This window comes from Methyloversatilis sp. (genome assembly GCF_965284615.1).
Lineage (GTDB): Bacteria > Pseudomonadota > Gammaproteobacteria > Burkholderiales > Rhodocyclaceae > Methyloversatilis.
Genome location: NZ_OZ260098.1, coordinates 3,164,909 through 3,181,785, shown reverse-complemented (window position 1 = coordinate 3,181,785; position 16,877 = coordinate 3,164,909). Strand labels below are relative to the sequence as shown.

15 protein-coding genes are annotated in these 16,877 nt (G+C 65.6%); 11 read left to right on the top strand and 4 right to left on the bottom strand.

The genetic code is table 11. The features are described from left to right. Window positions 1-20: 20 nt before the first annotated feature. The 3 genes from ACQ66H_RS15100 (at window position 21) to ACQ66H_RS15090 (ending at window position 2,634) form a co-directional block, all read left to right on the top strand. Window positions 21-1,793, top strand: a complete 1,773-nt coding sequence (locus ACQ66H_RS15100) for a PHA/PHB synthase family protein (RefSeq protein WP_430434685.1) — start codon at window positions 21-23, stop codon at window positions 1,791-1,793. Between the two features lie 144 nt (window positions 1,794-1,937). After that, window positions 1,938-2,222: a hypothetical protein gene (locus tag ACQ66H_RS15095; RefSeq protein WP_304002237.1), complete on the top strand. Its 285-nt coding sequence runs from the start codon at window positions 1,938-1,940 to the stop codon at window positions 2,220-2,222. Between the two features lie 46 nt (window positions 2,223-2,268). Beyond that, window positions 2,269-2,634 (top strand): bleomycin resistance protein, encoded by a 366-nt coding sequence (locus ACQ66H_RS15090; protein WP_430434684.1) that lies wholly within the window; start codon window positions 2,269-2,271, stop codon window positions 2,632-2,634. Window positions 2,635-2,661: 27 nt separating this feature from the next. Here the strand turns inward: ACQ66H_RS15090 and ACQ66H_RS15085 are convergent, their stop codons facing one another. The 3 genes from ACQ66H_RS15085 to soxR all read right to left on the bottom strand — a co-directional run bounded on the left by ACQ66H_RS15085 (window position 2,662) and on the right by soxR (window position 4,564). Further along, window positions 2,662-3,141, bottom strand: a complete 480-nt coding sequence (locus ACQ66H_RS15085; protein WP_430434683.1) for an LEA type 2 family protein — start codon at window positions 3,139-3,141, stop codon at window positions 2,662-2,664. A gap of 65 nt (window positions 3,142-3,206) precedes the next feature. After that, complete coding sequence (locus ACQ66H_RS15080; RefSeq protein WP_430434682.1) at window positions 3,207-3,857, bottom strand: OmpA family protein; 651 nt, start codon at window positions 3,855-3,857, stop codon at window positions 3,207-3,209. Between the two features lie 239 nt (window positions 3,858-4,096). Then, window positions 4,097-4,564, bottom strand: a complete 468-nt coding sequence (gene soxR / locus ACQ66H_RS15075) for a redox-sensitive transcriptional activator SoxR (protein ID WP_430434681.1) — start codon at window positions 4,562-4,564, stop codon at window positions 4,097-4,099. Between the two features lie 74 nt (window positions 4,565-4,638). On the opposite strand from soxR, the gene ACQ66H_RS15070 reads away from it, so the two are divergent. The 3 genes from ACQ66H_RS15070 to ACQ66H_RS15060 all read left to right on the top strand — a co-directional run bounded on the left by ACQ66H_RS15070 (window position 4,639) and on the right by ACQ66H_RS15060 (window position 8,487). Beyond that, entirely contained in the window at window positions 4,639-5,076 is a 438-nt protein-coding gene (locus ACQ66H_RS15070; protein WP_430434680.1) for a RidA family protein, read from the top strand. 61 nt (window positions 5,077-5,137) lie between these two features. Beyond that, window positions 5,138-6,343 carry an MFS transporter gene (locus tag ACQ66H_RS15065; RefSeq protein WP_430434679.1) on the top strand — a complete coding sequence of 402 codons (1,206 nt, stop codon included), beginning with the start codon at window positions 5,138-5,140 and terminating at the stop codon, window positions 6,341-6,343. Between the two features lie 59 nt (window positions 6,344-6,402). After that, entirely contained in the window at window positions 6,403-8,487 is a 2,085-nt protein-coding gene (locus tag ACQ66H_RS15060) for an ATP-dependent helicase (protein ID WP_430434678.1), read from the top strand. 749 nt (window positions 8,488-9,236) lie between these two features. Here the strand turns inward: ACQ66H_RS15060 and ACQ66H_RS15055 are convergent. Further along, window positions 9,237-10,067, bottom strand: coding sequence for a hypothetical protein (locus tag ACQ66H_RS15055; RefSeq protein ID WP_430434677.1), 831 nt, complete (start codon window positions 10,065-10,067; stop codon window positions 9,237-9,239). Window positions 10,068-10,635: 568 nt separating this feature from the next. Between ACQ66H_RS15055 and ACQ66H_RS15050 the strand changes: the two genes are divergently transcribed. From ACQ66H_RS15050 to ACQ66H_RS15030, 5 genes are all read left to right on the top strand, one after another. Continuing rightward, window positions 10,636-11,352 carry a transglycosylase SLT domain-containing protein gene (locus ACQ66H_RS15050; RefSeq protein ID WP_430434676.1) on the top strand — a complete coding sequence of 239 codons (717 nt, stop codon included), beginning with the start codon at window positions 10,636-10,638 and terminating at the stop codon, window positions 11,350-11,352. 174 nt (window positions 11,353-11,526) lie between these two features. Next, window positions 11,527-13,800 (top strand): NADP-dependent malic enzyme, encoded by a 2,274-nt coding sequence (locus ACQ66H_RS15045; RefSeq protein ID WP_430434675.1) that lies wholly within the window; start codon window positions 11,527-11,529, stop codon window positions 13,798-13,800. A gap of 60 nt (window positions 13,801-13,860) precedes the next feature. After that, window positions 13,861-15,009 (top strand): patatin-like phospholipase family protein, encoded by a 1,149-nt coding sequence (locus tag ACQ66H_RS15040; protein WP_430435649.1) that lies wholly within the window; start codon window positions 13,861-13,863, stop codon window positions 15,007-15,009. 102 nt (window positions 15,010-15,111) lie between these two features. Then, a complete protein-coding gene (gene pbpG / locus ACQ66H_RS15035; protein WP_020165389.1) occupies window positions 15,112-16,113 on the top strand; it encodes a D-alanyl-D-alanine endopeptidase in 1,002 nt (333 codons plus the stop codon). 4 nt (window positions 16,114-16,117) lie between these two features. Continuing rightward, window positions 16,118-16,876 (top strand): (Fe-S)-binding protein, encoded by a 759-nt coding sequence (locus tag ACQ66H_RS15030; RefSeq protein WP_430434674.1) that lies wholly within the window; start codon window positions 16,118-16,120, stop codon window positions 16,874-16,876. Window position 16,877 lies beyond the last annotated feature (1 nt).

The following is a 16,877-nucleotide window of genomic DNA, read 5'->3' as shown; positions in this document are numbered from 1 at the left end:
GTCATCAGGAGTCCCGCATCATGAACCACACTTCCCGCAGCCCGTACGAGAACGACGCCGAGAACGGGGCCACCCCGGCCGGGCCGGTCGAACTGTGGCATCAGACCTTTCACGAACTGCTCGACGGCATTGCGCGCTCGACCGACCCCTTCGGCATGACCGCGCCCATCCTGCACGCGCAGCTGGCGTGGGTGGCGCACCCGAAGGAACTGAGTGACCGCCTGGTCAGCCTGTCGTCCGATCTGTGGCGGCTGCAGCAGCACACGCTGAACCGGCTGCTCGGCCTGCCCGACACCGATCCGATTCCGGTCACAGAGGGTGATGCGCGCTTCGCCGATCCGGCGTGGACCGACCTGCCCACCTTCGACCTGATGAAGGAGTGGTACCTCGCCTTCACCCGTCACACCCAGGACATGCTGTACGACACGCCGGGCATGTCGGAGAAGGACCGCGAACGCGCGGCGTTCTGGTGGCGCAACTGGCTCAACGCGGTGGCGCCGACCAACTACCTGTTCACCAATCCGGTGGCGCTGCGCAAGGCGATGGAAACGCACGGCGAGAGCCTGGTGCGCGGTTTCCGCAACTTCCTCGACGACCTGAAAGCCGGCGACGTGCGCATGACCGATCCGGACGACTTCAAGGTCGGCGAGAACCTGGCGACCACGCCGGGTGCGGTGGTGATGCGCAACCGCCTGCTGGAACTGATCCACTACACGCCGACACAGGCGAAGGTGCATACGCAACCGGTGGTGATCGTGACGCCGTGGATCAACAAGTTCTACGTACTCGATCTGGCGCCGAAGAAAAGCATGATCCGCTACCTGCTCGACCAGGGGTTGGACGTGTTCATCACCAGCTGGAAGAACCCCGATGCCTCGATGCGTGACGTCACCTTCGACGACTACCTGCTCGAAGGCGTACACGCCGCGGTCGAAACCGCGCGCGCGCTGACCGGCGCGCCGAAGGTGCACGCGGTCGGCTACTGCATCGGTGGCACCGCGCTGGCGATGTACATGGCGTGGGCCAATCGCCGCTTCGAGCCGGACGAGGTGCCGGTCGCCGACTGGACCTTGCTCACCACGCTGATCGACTTCCGCGCGCCGGGCGAGATCGAGGTGTTCATCGACGAATCCAGCGTGCGTTCGCTGTGCGACGCGATGGCACAGAAGGGCTATCTCGACGGCAAGGAAATGGCCGCCTCCTTCCGCCTGCTGCGGTCCAACAGCCTGATCTGGAACTACGTCGTCAATGGCTGGCTGTACGGCGAAACGCCGCCGCCCTTCGACGTGCTTTACTGGAACATGGACGCTACGCGCATGCCGCAGGCCATGCACGGCTGGTATCTGCGCGAGCTCTACCTGCACAACAAGCTGATCAAGCCGGACGCGCTGACCGTGGCTGGCGAGCCGCTCGACCTGCACCGCATCGCCCAGCCGCTGTATGCGGTGGCGGCCGAGGACGATCACATCGCGCCGTGGCAGCAGGCCTTCCGCATCCATCGACATCTGGCGGGCGACAAGCGCTTCGTGCTGTCCAGTTCGGGCCACATCCTGGGCATCGTCAACCCGGTCGTGACGCCGCCCAAGCGCAGCTACCGCGCGGCCGAGGTGCATCGCGCCGACCGCGCCGATGGCTGGCTGGCGCACAACGACGCGCAGCCCGGGAGCTGGTGGGAGGACTGGATGGCCTGGCTCAAGCCGCGTGCCGGCAAGCTGGTGAAGGCACGTCCGGCGGCCACCGCGGATTTCCCCGAACTGGCGCCGGCGCCGGGCGGCTATGTGATGGAGCGCTGAGCCGATCGCTGCCGCGCCGGCAGCACTTGTGCAGATGCAGATTGAAATCCATGTCGTCGCCGTGTGATGATGCCGGCCACCCGATCAACAACAATAGCGGACATGGTCATCTCGCCCAGCCTGGCCACGCTCAACGGAGGCTCCATGGATAACGTTCTGCTTTTTGCGGCAGGCGAATTGTTCATCGTGATCGTCATGATGGCGCTGATCGCGCGTCTCAACGGCAAGGATCAGGACAGCCGTCACCTCTACTTCGGTTCCGTCGTGCTGACCGCGCTGGCGCTGGTATTCATGCTCGCGATGGCGATGTACTACTGGGCCGATGCGGGCAGCGCCGACCGTGCGCAGAAGCTGTTCGAAGCCTGCCAGCAGATCGTTCCTCCGTTGCTCACGCTGGTGATCGGCTTCTACTTCGGACAGAAGCGCTGAGCGTGCAGTGCCTGCTCCATCGGGCGCTGCTGCATCGGACCCGCCGATGAGCGATATCCGCTTCGTTGCGGCGACGCCGGTGCTGGCGTCGCTCGACATCCTGCAGACCGTCGATTTCTACGTGAAGCGTCTGGGCGCAACGGCGGTGCATGCAGACCAGGGCGTCTACGGCATCGTGGCGCTGGGCGGTATTCATATCCATTTCTGGGCCTGCAGCGACCGGCGCATCGCCGAAGCGACCGGCTGCCGCATCGCCGTCGAGGGCGTGGATGCACTGTTCGCCCACTGTACGCAGCAGGGCATCGTCCATCCCAATGCACCGCTGCATGACACGCCCTGGGGCACGCGGGAGTTCGCCGTGCTCGACGGCGACGGCAACCTGATCACGTTTCACGAGCGCCTGCCGATCTGACGCGAATACCTCGCTGCGCGCTCGGCGTTAAGGATTTCCGCCAGCTGCCGCCGGAAGGCTGAGCGTGCCTCTTTCGCTGAAGCGCTGCACGCCGAAAGGACCACCGCCGAGCTTGCCGCTCAGCGTGTAGGGCAGGCGGTCGAGGTCGGCGCCGCTGCCCAGCTCCAGCGCCTGACGGAAGGCCGACAGGGCCGACACGGTGACCGGTACGCTCACCACCGCCTCGCCAAAACGCGGCACGCTGCCGCGCGCGTCGCTGACACCGGTGGCGAAGGTCCGGTCGTTCACGTCGAGCTGCAGCGCCAGGCCGTCGTAGTCGATCGGATGGTCGTTCGGGTTCTGCACCCGCAGCTTCAGTGCGAAGCGCAATTCGAATCCTTCACCCTGCAGCGGTTCCAGCCGGACCAGATTGACCCGCATCGGGTCGCGCGTGGTCAGGCCGGCACAGCCTGACAGCGCGAGCAGGGCACACAGAACGAGGAGCAGGCGTGCGGCATTCCGGTACATGATCACCTCTGTAGTCGTCGGGCCGGGCAACGCGTGCCGCCCGGCCTTCCTTCATCGGTCAGGACTTACTTGCCCGGTTCGCCGACGAAGATTTCGACGCGGCGGTTCTTGGCGCGGCCCGCTTCGCTGCCGTTGTCGGCCAGCGGTTCGTGCGAGCCGCGGCCGTCGATCACGATGCGTGACGACGCGACGCCGCGGTCGGCCAGATAGTTGCGTGCGCTGGCCGCCCGATTGACCGACAGCGGATCGTTCACGGCGTCGCTGCCGGTACTGTCGGTGTGACCGATGATGCGCACCGAGGTGGTGGGGTTGGCGTTCAGCGTCTGTGCGAAGCGGTCGAGCACGGGGCGGAAGTTCGGCTTGATGTCGGCGCGGCCGACGTCGAATGAAATGTCGCTCGGGATTTCGAGCTTCAGCTGGTTGTCGGCGGTCTGCACCACATCGACGCCGGTGCCGGCGGTCGCCTGTTCCATCGCCCGCTTCTGTTCTTCCATCTTCTGCGACCAGATATAGGTGCCGATGCCGCCGACCGCGGCGCCGATCAGCGCACCGCTGCGCGTGGCGCCGCCGCTGCCGCCGACCGCGCTGCCCAGCGCCGCGCCCGCTGCGGCACCGACGCCGGTGCCTATCGTGGTCCGCTTCTGCGTTTCGGTCATGTTGGCGCAGCCGGTGACGACGAGGGCGCCGGCAGTCAGCAGGATGAGTGTCTTTTTCATGATGTGTGCTCTCCGGTGTGCGGGCCGCGTCCTGCGCGGCACCGAGTTGTTCGTGCGCGCGGCGTGGCGCATCGCTGCTGCCGGACGTCGCAAGTGCACTGCATCAGTCTCGGTGATTCGGATGCGTGCCCGTGTAAGACAACGCGCATGCCCGATGTACTCCCGCACCGACGCGAAAAGGTGCGCCCCGTTACATCGCGCGCGAATCAAGGGTGCGGAGCGAATCGGGCGCTTCGCCTTCAGCGTCCTTCGTCGAAGTGCGGTCCGGCGCCTTCACCGGCCAGCGTGTCCTGCGCGTTACGCAGCGGGCAGGCCTTGAGCGACAGGCAGCCGCAGCCGATGCAGCCGTCGAGCTGGTCGCGCAATTGCGTGAGCGTGTGGATGCGTGCGTCCAGATCCTGCTGCCAGCGGGCCGACAGGCGGCGCCAGTCGGCAACCGTGGGCGTGCGCCGGTTGGGCAATGCCTGTAGCGCTTCCGCAATCACGGCCAGCGGAATGCCCATGCGCTGCGCGACCTTGATTACCGCGACGCGGCGCAGCACCGAACGCGGATAGCGCCGCTGGTTGCCGGCGTTGCGCGTGCTCTGTATGAGGCCGCGGCTTTCATAGAAGTGCAGTGTCAACACGGCGACGCCGCTGCGTGCGGCGACTTCGCCGACCGACAGGCTGACCGTGGCGGACTTGTTGCCTTTGCCGAGTTCGGACATTCGATCTCCGGGTGTTGACCTCAACCATGCTTGAGGTCGGATGCTACGCGTCCCTTCATCGAACGGAGTACACGATGTCTTCATCCTCCATCGCCAAGCCGACCGGCGGACGCATCCGCTTCATCCAGCCGCAGGGCCTGTACGACGCGACTGCCAATGGCTACTCGCACGTGGTGATCGCAGAAGCGCCCGCACGCCACATATATATAGCGGGGCAGGGCGGCGAGAATGCGCGCGGTGAACTGTCGCCCGACTTCGCGCAGCAGGTTGAGCAGGCTCTGCGCAACCTCGCTGCGGCCCTGGATGCTGCGCAGGCGGCGCCGTCCGACGTGGTCAAGCTCACGGTGCTGGTGGTCGATCACACGCAGGACCGGCTGGGCGTGTTCGTGCGGGCCCTGCGGGCGATGTGGGACGCGGCGTCGCCGCCGGCATGCACGCTGATACCGGTGCCGCGGCTGGCGCTCGAAGGCATGCTGTTCGAGATCGAAGCGACGGCCGTCATCTACGATTGAGTTGCCCATCGATCTGCACCGCCGCGCGGCCGACGACTTCACCATCCGGATCCACGATTCCATGCATCGATCGAACGCTTCCTCGCAGCCCGCAACTCGCGACACCTTGTCAACGCCGGTGCTGCTGCTGATGGCCGTTGCTGCCGGCCTGTGTGCTGGCGGCAACTACTTCAACCAGCCGCTGCTGCCGGCCATCGCGCGCGACCTGCAGGCGGACGATGCATCGGTGGCATTTACCGTGACCATCGCACAGGTCGCCTACGCCTGCGGATTGTTGCTGCTCGTGCCGCTGGGCGACATGCTGGAGCGGCGCGCTCTGGCGGTGGGGCTGATGCTGCTTGCCGCGCTTGGTCAGTTCATCAGCGGTTTCGCCGATTCTCTTTCGATGCTGTTGACGGGCATCGCGGTGGCCGGTCTTTTCTCGGTGGCGGCACAGATACTGGTGCCGATGGCGGCGACGCTGGCCGAACCGCAGCGAAGGGGGCAGGCGGTCGGTGTCGTCATGAGCGGCCTGCTGACCGGCATCCTCGCGGCGCGCAGCGTGGCCGGATTGCTCGCGCCGCTCGGTGGCTGGTCAACGGTGTACCGGGTCGCGGGTTTCGCCATGCTCGTCGTTGCTCTGTTGCTGTGGCGCGTGCTGCCGCAGTCGCGCAATCCGTCGCCGCGACCCTACCTGCAGACGCTGGTATCGCTCGGCACGCTGTTCCGCAGCCTGCCGCGTCTGCGCAGTCGCGCGCTGCTCGGGGCGCTGTCCTTCGCCTCGGTCAGCGTGCTGTTCTCGACGATGGCGCTGTTGCTGGCCGGGCCGGGCCACGGCATGGACGAGGTGTCCATCGGCCTGGTCGGACTGGCCGGCGCGGCCGGCGCGCTGATGGCCAATGTCGTCGGCCGCGTCGCGGACCGTGGGGGCGCGATGCGTGCAAGCGCGATCGCGGTGCTGCTGCTGATCGCGAGCTGGGCGGCGCTGTTGTGGGGCGCGGACAGCCTGCTCTGGTTCCTCGGCGGTTTCGTCGTGATCGACATGGCCCTGCAGGGCGTGCACATCAGCAACCAGCACATCGTGTTCCGGCTCGCATCGGAGGCACGGGCGCGACTCAACGCCGTGTACATGACCTGCTATTTCGCCGGCGCCGCAAGCGGCTCGGCGCTCGGCTCGTTCGCCTGGGAACACGGTGGCTGGCTGGCCACCTGCGCGGTCGGCGGCGTGCTCGGCCTGCTCACCGCCGTCGCGCTCGCGCACGACAGGCGCCTTGCCCGGCGCGGCTGACCGGCCGCCGCTTTGTTTGATGTACTGTATATGGATACAGCTATCGAAAGTGTTCCGCCGTGTCCGAATCCAGCACCGCCAATCGCCCCGATTACCTCTCCACTCTGAACGAGGCGCAACGCGAAGCCGCCACCTTCGGCGTTGCGCCCGACGCCCTTGCCGGACCGCTGCTGGTGATCGCCGGCGCCGGCACCGGCAAGACGAGTGCGCTGGCGCATCGCGTTGCCCACCTGCTGGTCAATGGCGCGCAGCCGGAGTCCATCATGCTGCTCACCTTCTCGCGGCGCGCGGCCGACGAAATGACGCGCCGCGTGCAGCGCATCGTCGCTCAGGTGTCGCCGCGTTTCGCCACGCTCGCCAGTGCCGGCTTCCCGTGGTCGGGCACCTTCCACGGTGTCGGCGCGCGACTGCTGCGCGAGTACGCCGGACGCATCGGGCTCGATCCGGCTTTCACCATTCACGATCGCGAAGACTCCGCCGATCTGATGAATCTGGTGCGGCACGACATCGGCCTGTCCAGCAAGGCGAAGCGTTTTCCGCTGAAGGGCACCTGCCTGGCGATCTATTCGGCGGCGGTGAACACGCAGTCGCCGCTGGCCGATGTGCTGCAATCGTCCTTCCCGTGGTGCGCCGAGTGGGAGGCCGATCTGAAAATGCTCTTCCGCGCGTATGTCGAGGCCAAGCAGGCGCAGCAGGTGCTCGACTACGACGATCTGCTGCTGTACTGGGCGCAGATGGCGGCCGAGCCGGCGATCGCGCGCGAGCTCGGCGCGCGCTTCGCGCATGTGCTGGTTGACGAGTACCAGGACACCAACCGCCTGCAGTCGAGCATCCTGCTGTCGATCAAACCCGACGGTCGGGGCCTCACCGTGGTCGGTGACGACGCGCAGTCCATCTACAGCTTCCGCGGCGCGACGGTGCGCAACATCCTCGACTTCCTGCAGCAGTTCGACCCGCCGGCTCGGCGCATCACGCTGGAGCAGAACTACCGCTCGACACCGCCGCTGCTCGACGCGGCGAATGCGGTGATCGGTGAAGCCGACGAGCGTTTCGCCAAGCAGCTGTGGAGCGCACGCACCGGCACGCAGAAGCCCCTGCTGGTATCGGTGCGCGACGACGCCGGACAGGCGGACTTTGTCGTCGCGCAGATACTCGCGCGGCGCGAGGGCGGCATGAAGCTGAAGTCGCAGGCGGTGCTGTTCCGCACCTCCAGTCACAGCATGCGGCTGGAGATCGAACTGACGCGACGGAACATTCCCTTCGTGAAGTTCGGCGGCCTGAAGTTTCTTGAAGCGGCACACGTGAAGGACCTGCTGGCGGTGCTGCGCTGGGCACAGAACCTGCGCGACCGCGTCGCCGGATTCCGCGCAATCCAGTTGCTGGCCGGCATCGGTCCGAAGACGGCCGCACGCATCCTCGACAACATCCAGGCTGCGCCGCCGGGTGCTGCGCTGCTGGCCGAGCAGCCGGTGCCCGAGGGCGTGCGTGCCGGCTGGTCCGAGTTCTCGAAGCTGGTCGAAGCGGCCGGGGCCGAACGCGCCGAATGGCCGGCCAGTGCCGAACACGTGGCGCGCTGGTACGAAGCGCAGATGGATCGTCTTTACGAGGATGCCGTCGTGCGCGCGGCCGACATCCGGCAACTCGCACGACTGGCGTCAACCTACCCGAGTCGCGAGCGCTTCCTGACCGAGCTCACGCTGGACCCTCCCGAAGTGACCAGCGACGAGCCGGGGGCGCCGCTGCTCGACGAGGACTACCTCATCCTGTTCACCATCCACTCGGCCAAGGGGCGCGAGTGGAACGCGGTGTCGGTGCTCAACGCAGTTGACGGCGGCATTCCGTCGGAGATGTCAACCGGCAGCCAGGCCGAGATCGAGGAGGAAAGACGCCTGCTCTACGTCGCGATGACGCGCGCGAAGGAACAGCTCGAACTGGTGGTGCCGCAGCGCTTCTACATCACCGGTCAGGCGTCAACCGGTGATCGTCACGTTTACGCCGGGCGCACCCGCTTCGTTCCGAATCGACTGCTCTCGCTGTTCGAACAGACGAGCTGGCCACGCGTCAACATGGACGGCGTGCCGACGATGACGGTGGCGGAAGCGCGGGTAGATATCGCCGCGAAGATGCGTGCGATGTGGCAGTGACCGATCGAGGTTTTTCGGAAGTTCGCAATGTCGCGGACGGCACACTGCATCTAGTAGCCGACCCGGGATCGGACACTACGGGTGCCGTTCACGCGTAACCAGGTGTTTGCGCAGCGCAACACTCCGACGTCCTGCCTGCCGACGATGAGGACGTCTTTTCGTGCAGGTGTCATTGTTAAGAAATCGGCGTCGTGCAACGGTTTCAGCGCGTCTGTCGTTGTTTAAAGCTCGAATAAAATATTCCAAAACAATAAGTTGCAAGCTGCCGCGGCTGAAAATATTTCTGGACTTTTGTGCTGTTTGTTGCTTTAACGGCTCATGGTTGTGCAATACTTTCGGCCCATGAATCAGTCCGTTGCGACGTCATCTTCAAGCCTCACCTCTGCTGCCGATTCCGTCGGCGCGTCGGAAGTCCTTTCCCCCGAAAAATCGTCTTCGTTTCTCATGCGTCGCGATGTCATGCGCGCATGGAATTCACTCGACCTCACGACGCGCAGTCAGCGCAGTCCAGGTCGGCACATCCATCATTCCGGAGTGGTCTGCACATCGATGGCCGGCTCGACCGCTCCCAGTTTCGAATGCTCGCGTGCGCTGCCATTGCGCAAGCTGCGCGGCAGCGACGGATGTCACGGTATGGGGCGAGCGAGCCTTCATTAGTTCTGCTGAATGTCGTAAGCGTCCATCGATGGCTTGCGAGTGTGAATCCGGCATCCGGGCGGCATGCGTCGCCCGTGTGTCGTTCGGGTCGTTCACCCGGAGGTGTGCGCGGGAGCAGGTCGCCCGCGCATGTCGTGCGGTGTTCCTGACCGGGCGCACATCGGTGCGTCGTCTCGAACAGACCTTCCGCCACCGGAGGGGCTGAGGTGCTGTCCAATCCTGTTATCCGAGAGGAGAGAAGTCATGGCTGAAGCTGAAGCTAAGAAGGGGGCGAAGAAGGCGAGTGCCCCGGCGAAACCTGCTGCGAAGAAAGCCGCGCCGGCCAAGGCCGCTGCCAAGCCCGTAGCGAAGAAGGCTGCACCGGCGAAGGCTGCTGCAAAGCCGGCGGCGAAGAAGGCTGCACCGGCGAAGGCTGCCGCAAAGCCGGCGGCGAAGAAGGCTGCACCGGCCAAGGCTGCTGCAAAGCCGGCCGCGAAGAAGGCTGCACCGGCGAAGGCCGCTGCGAAGCCGGCCGCGAAGAAGGCTGCTCCGGCGAAGGCCGCTGCGAAGCCGGCCGCGAAGAAGGCTGCTCCGGCGAAGGCTGCTGCGAAGAAGGCTGCACCGGCGAAGGCCGCTGCGAAGCCGGCCGCGAAGAAGGCTGCACCGGCGAAGGCCGCTGCGAAGCCGGCCGCGAAGAAGGCTGCTCCGGCGAAGGCTGCTGCAAAGCCGGCCGCGAAGAAGGCTGCTCCGGCGAAGGCTGCTGCAAAGCCGGCCGCGAAGAAGGCTGCTCCGGCGAAGGCTGCTGCAAAGCCGGCCGCGAAGAAGGCTGCACCGGCGAAGGCCGCTGCGAAGCCGGCTGCGAAGAAGGCCGCTCCGGCCAAGCCTGCCGCAAAGCCGGCTGCCAAGCCTGCTGCGAAGAAGGTGGCGGCGCCTGCAGTGACCAAGGCTGTTGCGAAGGCACCGGAGGCCGCTCCGGCCGCTGCCGCAAAGTCGGAAGCGCCCGCTGCGCCCGCGCCGGCAACGCCGTCAACCGCTGCTACGCCGGGTATCAAGTCGTCGCTGAATCCGGCCGCTGCATGGCCCTTCCCGACGGGTTCGCGTCCGTCCTGATCGCGCGTCCTGCGTCATCGAAAGCGGCATGGAGATCGTTGTCTCCATGCCGCTTTTTTCTTTGACGAGGAGCCCGTCTTGATCCCGTGTTACGAAGCTTCACTTGACCTGTCCCTTGTAAATCAGGAAGATGCGCGCGTCGTTGCTTGATCGCTCCCTCCGGCACACGTAACAGATACGTCGCCACCAGCTGTTCCAGTTTGACCCGGGCTCCAGCCCTGTCCGTCCGGGTTTCCAGAATGTTCCGACCGCCACTGCGGTCCGCGAACGCCGCGATTCAAGCTTTTCCGTACGCTTCGCCATGCTGCGAGGCACGGCAACAGCCCGTTAGCACGGGCTCCTCAGGCGTGCTGCGTCCATCGCTTCGGCGATGTCCGTCAGAACGCGCGAAAGGAGTGCTGCATGAATAAGGTTTTCTCCGTCCTCAAGGGCACCGCAGCCATCGTGCTGCACTTTGCTCACGGTGGTCTGCTCGCCGTCGGCCTCATGGTCAGTGTGTTCGTCGTACTGCGTGTGGCCGAAGCGGGTCTGACGCCGCGCATGCTGCCGTCGCTGCCCGAGTTCTCGCTGCTGGGCGGTACGCAGCAGGTTGCTGCAGACGCCGATCTGCAGATGCCCGATCTGCCGGCCACCGGCTCGGGTGTCGAACTGACCGCGCAGCAGAAGACGGTCGCCGACCATGTCTCGCGTCGTCACCGGGTGGCGCGTGCGGCGGTCGAACAGTACGTGACCGACGTCTATGCCGCGGCATCCCGCTACAAGCTCGATCCGCTGTTGCTGATCGCGCTGATTTCGGTCGAGTCCGCCTTCAACCCGACGGCGGAGAGCGCCTGGGGTGCGCAGGGGCTGACCCAGGTCATTCCGAAATATCATCCGGAAAAGCTGGCGCTGTTCGGCCCCGATGCGTCGCTGCTCGACCCGACCACCAGCATCTTCGTCGGTGCGCAGGTGCTGCGTGAATACATCCGCCTGTCCGGCTCGGTCGAGGGCGGTCTGCAGCGCTATGTCGGATCGATCGAGGATCCCGACCAGGTGTATTCGAACAAGGTGCTGGCCGAATACCGCCGTCTTTCCGCGACTTTCGGTCCGCGTCTGCAGACGGCGGAAGTGGCGCTCTGACGCCTCTCCTGGCCGGCCGCACGGCCGGCCGGTGCGATACAACGGTTATCCACAGCCCGCTGGGCGCGCCGAACGGCTAAAATCTCCGGTTTTCGCACTGCACCATGTTTCGCCCATCAGGCGCGGCATCGGGTGCAGGGCGATGCAACTCGACCGGAGGAGTCGCCGTTCACCATGGATGAGCACTTTCGCAACGCTGCACTCGAATACCACCGCAAGCCCACCCCGGGCAAGATTTCCGTCGTTCCCACCAAGGCGCTGACCAACCAGCAGGATCTGTCGCTGGCCTACTCGCCCGGCGTCGCCGCCGCCTGCGAGGAGATCGTCGCCGACCCGCTGCAGGTCAGCCAGATGACCGCCCGCGGCAACCTGATCGGTGTCGTCACCAACGGCACCGCGGTGCTCGGCCTGGGCCCGATCGGCCCTCTGGCCGCCAAACCGGTGATGGAAGGCAAGGGCGTGCTGTTCAAGAAGTTCGCCAACATCGACGTGTTCGACATCGAGCTGGACGAGCGCGACCCGGACAAGCTGGTCAACATCATCGCCGCGATGGAACCGACTTTCGGTGGCATCAACCTCGAGGACATCAAGGCGCCGGAGTGCTTCTACATCGAGCGCAAGCTGCGCGAGCGGATGAAGATCCCGGTCTTCCACGACGATCAGCACGGCACCGCGATCGTCGTCGGTGCCGCCGTGCTCAATGGTCTGAAGGCCGTCGGCAAGGACATCAAGGAGGTCAAGCTGGTCACTTCGGGCGCCGGTGCGGCCGCGCTGGCCTGCCTCGATCTGCTGGTGCTGCTTGGCATGCCGATCGAGAACATCTGGGTGACCGACATCAAGGGCGTGGTGTACGAAGGTCGCATCGAGGACATGGAGCCGCTGAAGGCGCGCTACGCGAAGGTGACGGACGCGCGCACGCTGGGCGAAGTGATCCACGACGCCGACGTGTTCCTCGGTCTGTCGGCGGGCGGCGTGCTGAAGGCCGACATGGTCAAGCGCATGGCGCCGAAGCCGCTCATCTTGGCGCTGGCAAACCCGAACCCGGAAATCATGCCGGACGAGGTGAAGGCGGTGCGCGACGACGCCGTGATCGCGACCGGCCGTTCGGACTATCCGAACCAGGTGAACAACGTGCTGTGCTTTCCCTTCATCTTCCGTGGTGCGCTCGATGTCGGCGCCACCACGATCACCGAAGAGATGAAGCTGGCCGCGGTGCGCGCCATCGCCGATCTGGCCCAGGTCGAGCAGAGCGAAATCGTGCGCGCCGCCTACGGCGAGCAGCCGATGTCCTTCGGTCCGGAATACCTGATTCCGAAGCCCTTCGATCCGCGCCTCATCGTCAAGATCGCACCGGCGGTGGCGCAGGCGGCGATGGATTCGGGCGTGGCGACGCGTCCGATCGAGGATTTCGAGGCTTACCGCCAGCAGCTGAACAACCTGGTGTGGATTTCCGGCCTCGTGATGAAGCCGGTGTTCGCCGAAGCGAAGCGCAATCCGAAGCGCATCATCTACGCCGAGGGCGAGGATGAGCGCGTGCTCAGCGCGGTGCGCAACGTGGTTGACGAGGGCATGGCGCGCCCCATCCTGATCGGTCGGCGCGACGTGGTGCTGGGCCGCATCCAGAAGCTGGGCCTGCGCCTGCGTCCGGAGATCGACTTCGAACTGGTGACGCCGGAGAACGACCCGCGCTACAAGGAGCTGTGGACCACCTACCATGCTCTGACCGAGCGCAAGGGCATTTCGGTCGATTACGCGAAGATGGAAGCGCGTCGTCGCACCACGCTGATCGGCGCGCTGATGGTGCGCCTCGGTTACGCCGATGGCCTGATCTGCGGCACCTTCGGCAACTTCGCGCGCCACCTGCATTTCGTGCGCAACGTGCTCGGCCTGAAGGAAGGGCTGCGCAACTTCTACGCGATGAATCTGCTGAACCTGCCGGGCCGCACGCTGATGCTGTGCGATACCTATGTGAACTACGATCCGACGGCGGAGCAGGTGGTCGAGATGACCGTGCTGGCGGCGGAAGAGGCGCGCCGTTTCGGCATCGAGCCGAAGATCGCGCTGCTGTCGCACTCGAATTTCGGTTCGGACAACACGACGACTTCCGACAAGATGCGCCGCGCGCTGGAGATCCTGCACGCCGATCACCCCGAACTCGAGGTGGAAGGCGAAATGCACGGTGATGCGGCACTGGACATCGACATCCGCACGCGCATCTTCCCCAATTCCAGATTGCGGGACGAGGCGAATCTGCTTATCTTCCCGACGCTGGATGCAGCCAACATTTCCTACAATCTGCTGAAGACCGCCGCAGGCGAGGGCATGACCATCGGCCCCATCCTGCTTGGCGCGAAGCAGCCGGTGCACATCCTGACGCCGACGGCGACGGTGAGGCGCATCGTGAACATGACTGCACTGACCGTGGTGGAGGCAAGTCACATCCGCTGACCCACGGCCCGTGCCCGAAAGGGGGAGGGCGTGGAGCAGCACGGGAGGACGGCGCTGGTGTTGTCCGGAGGCGGCGCTCGCGCCGCCTACCAGGTCGGCGTGCTGTCGGCGGTGCGCGAGTTGCTGCCAGACAAGCGCATCAATCCTTTCCCCATCCTGTGCGGCACTTCGGCTGGCGCGATCAACGCCGCCGCGCTGGGTGTCTTCAGCGAGGACTTCGGCGACGCCGTTGACAACCTGCTGTACATCTGGCGCAATTTCGAAGCCGGTCAGGTCTATCGCGCCGATCCCTGGGGCATAGGCAAGACCGGTGCGCGCTGGCTGATGGCGCTGATGTTCGGCTGGGCGGTGGACCGCTACCCGAAGTCGCTGCTCGACAACACGCCGCTGCGCGAACTGCTGGCTGCCCGGCTCGACTTCTCGCGCATCGACCGGGCCATCCAGCGCGGTGCGCTGTACGCGCTGTCGATCACTGCCTCCGGCTATACCTCGGGCGACAGCGTCGCCTTCTTCGAGGGCGGCGACGGCATCGAGCCGTGGAAGCGCATGCAGCGCGCCGCCTCGCGCACGCCGCTCAAGGTCGAGCATCTGCTGGCCAGCAGCGCGCTGCCCTTCATCTTTCCGGCCGTACACATCAACCGCGAGTATTTCGGCGACGGCTCGATGCGCCAGCTGGCGCCGGTCAGCCCGGCGGTGCATCTGGGCGCCGAACGCATCTTCATCGTCGGCGTAGGGCGCATGAGCGAGAAGGATCCGCGACGTCGCGGGCACGGCTACCCGTCGCTGGCCCAGGTCGCGGGCCACGCGCTGGCCAGCATCTTTCTCGACCAGCTGATGATAGACATCGAGCAGTTGCAGCGCGTCAACGACATCCTCGGGCGCATTCCGCCACACGTGATGGCGCAGATGGGCGTGCCCTTGCGACCGATCGAAACGCTGGTGATCGCGCCCTCGGAGCGGCTGGACGACATCGCCGCCCGCCACGTCGATGCGCTGCCGATCGGTGTGCGTACGCTGCTCGGCGGCATCGGCGGCACCCGGCGCGCCGGCGGCGGTCTGGCGAGCTATCTGCTGTTCGAAAAGCCCTTCACCCGGGCGCTGATAGACCTCGGTTACCGCGACACGATGGCGCGCGCGGACGACGTGGTGAGCTTTCTTGGCCTGAAGTTTGCGGCGGAAATGCCGTCAAGTACTACTTCACGATCGTGAATTCGCCCTAAGAATACTTTCCAGGCTCTTATTTTCGTTTGAGAATTTGACATCGGGGGGTAAACTTCGGCCTCAATCGAACCGCCAGCAGGGGTCACACGCATGTTTCTGAAGTACCTGATGGTCAGCTGCACCGCGATGGCGCTGAGTTTCGTCGTCGCACCCACCGTCGAAGCCGCTTCCGGCAAGACGACCACCCAGGCCAAGGCCGGCAAGAAATCGGTCAAGGTCGCCAAATCCTCCAAGTCTGCGCGCATCAAGCAGGCGAGCATCAAGAAGACCTCCCGCAAGTCCGTCGCTGCAGTGCCGCGCGAGGCCGCCATGCCCGACATGGACGCACTCGGTCTGCCGAATGTGAAGTCAACCGCGGTGCTGGTGCAGGACCAGTACACCGGCGAAGTGCTGTTCGAGCGCAATTCGTCGGCCATCGTGCCGATCGCCTCGATCACCAAGCTGATGACCGCGATGGTGGCGCTGGACGCCAAGCCGGCGCTGGACGAGGTGCTTGAGGTGAGCGAGGAGGATATCGACCAGCTCAAGGGCACCCGTTCGCGTCTGGCGATCGGTACCCGGCTGACGCGCGAGGAAATGCTGCATCTGGCGCTGATGTCGTCGGAAAACCGCGCGTCGTCGGCGCTGTCGCGCTACTACCCGGGCGGCCACGCGGCCTTCATCGCAGCGATGAACCGCAAGGCGCACGACCTCGGTCTGGCCGATACGCAGTTCTTCGACAGCACCGGTCTGAATCCGCGCAATGTGTCGTCGGCGCGCGATCTGGCGAAGATGGTGGCGGCGTCGGCCAGCTATCCGTTGATCCGCGAGTTCTCAACCACGCGCGACGGCTATTTCGCCGTCAATGGCCGCATGGTGCATTTCAACAACACCAACGCGCTGGTGTCGAACCCCGAGTGGGAAATCGGTCTGCAGAAGACCGGCTTCACCAACGAGGCGGGCAAGTGCCTGGTGATGCAGGCCTGGATGAACCAGAAGCCGGTGGTGATCGTGCTGCTTGATTCCTGGGGCCGCCTGACCCGCATCGGCGACGCCAACCGCATCCGCCGCTGGGTCGAGCAGGTGGCCCAGCAGGGCGCCCGTCAGGGCTGAGCTCATGGTCGTTCCGGGCAGTCGCGGCGAGGTTGCTCTCTTCGTCACCTGCCTGGTCAACCTGATGCGGCCGTCCATCGCCTTCTCGGCGCTGAAGCTGATCGAGGCGGCCGGTTACGTCGCCGTCGTGCCGGAGGCGCAGACCTGTTGCGGCCAGCCCGGCTACAACTCGGGCGATACCGCGGCGGCGCGCGCGCTGGCGCGCAAGTTCATCGCCGAATTCGAGCGCTTCCCGTATGTCGTCGCGCCGTCCGGCTCCTGCGCTGGTACGGTGCGCACGCACTATCCCGATATGTTCGCCGATGAGCCCGCGTGGCGGGCACGCGCCGAGGCGCTGGCGGCGAAAACCTTCGAGTTGACGCAATTCCTGGTCGATGTCGCCGGCGTGGCCGAGGTGCCCGGCGATTTCAACGGTTCGGTCACCTACCACGACAGCTGTTCCGGCCTGCGCGAACTGGGTGTGAAGCAGCAGCCGCGCGCGCTGCTCGACCGCATGCCGGGCGTCAAGCGGATCGAAATGCGCGAATGCGAGGAGTGCTGCGGCTTCGGCGGCCTGTTCGCGGTCAAGTATCCGGACATTTCCGGCGCCATCGTGCAGCGCAAGTGCGAAGCGATACGTGGCACCGGCGCCTACGCGGTGGCGCTCGGCGACCTCGGCTGCATGATGAATATCGAAGGCCGGCTACGGCGCAATGGCGACGAACTGACGCAGGTGATCCACATCGCCGAACTGCTCGCTGGCGACGTCGGGGGCCAGGGCTGAC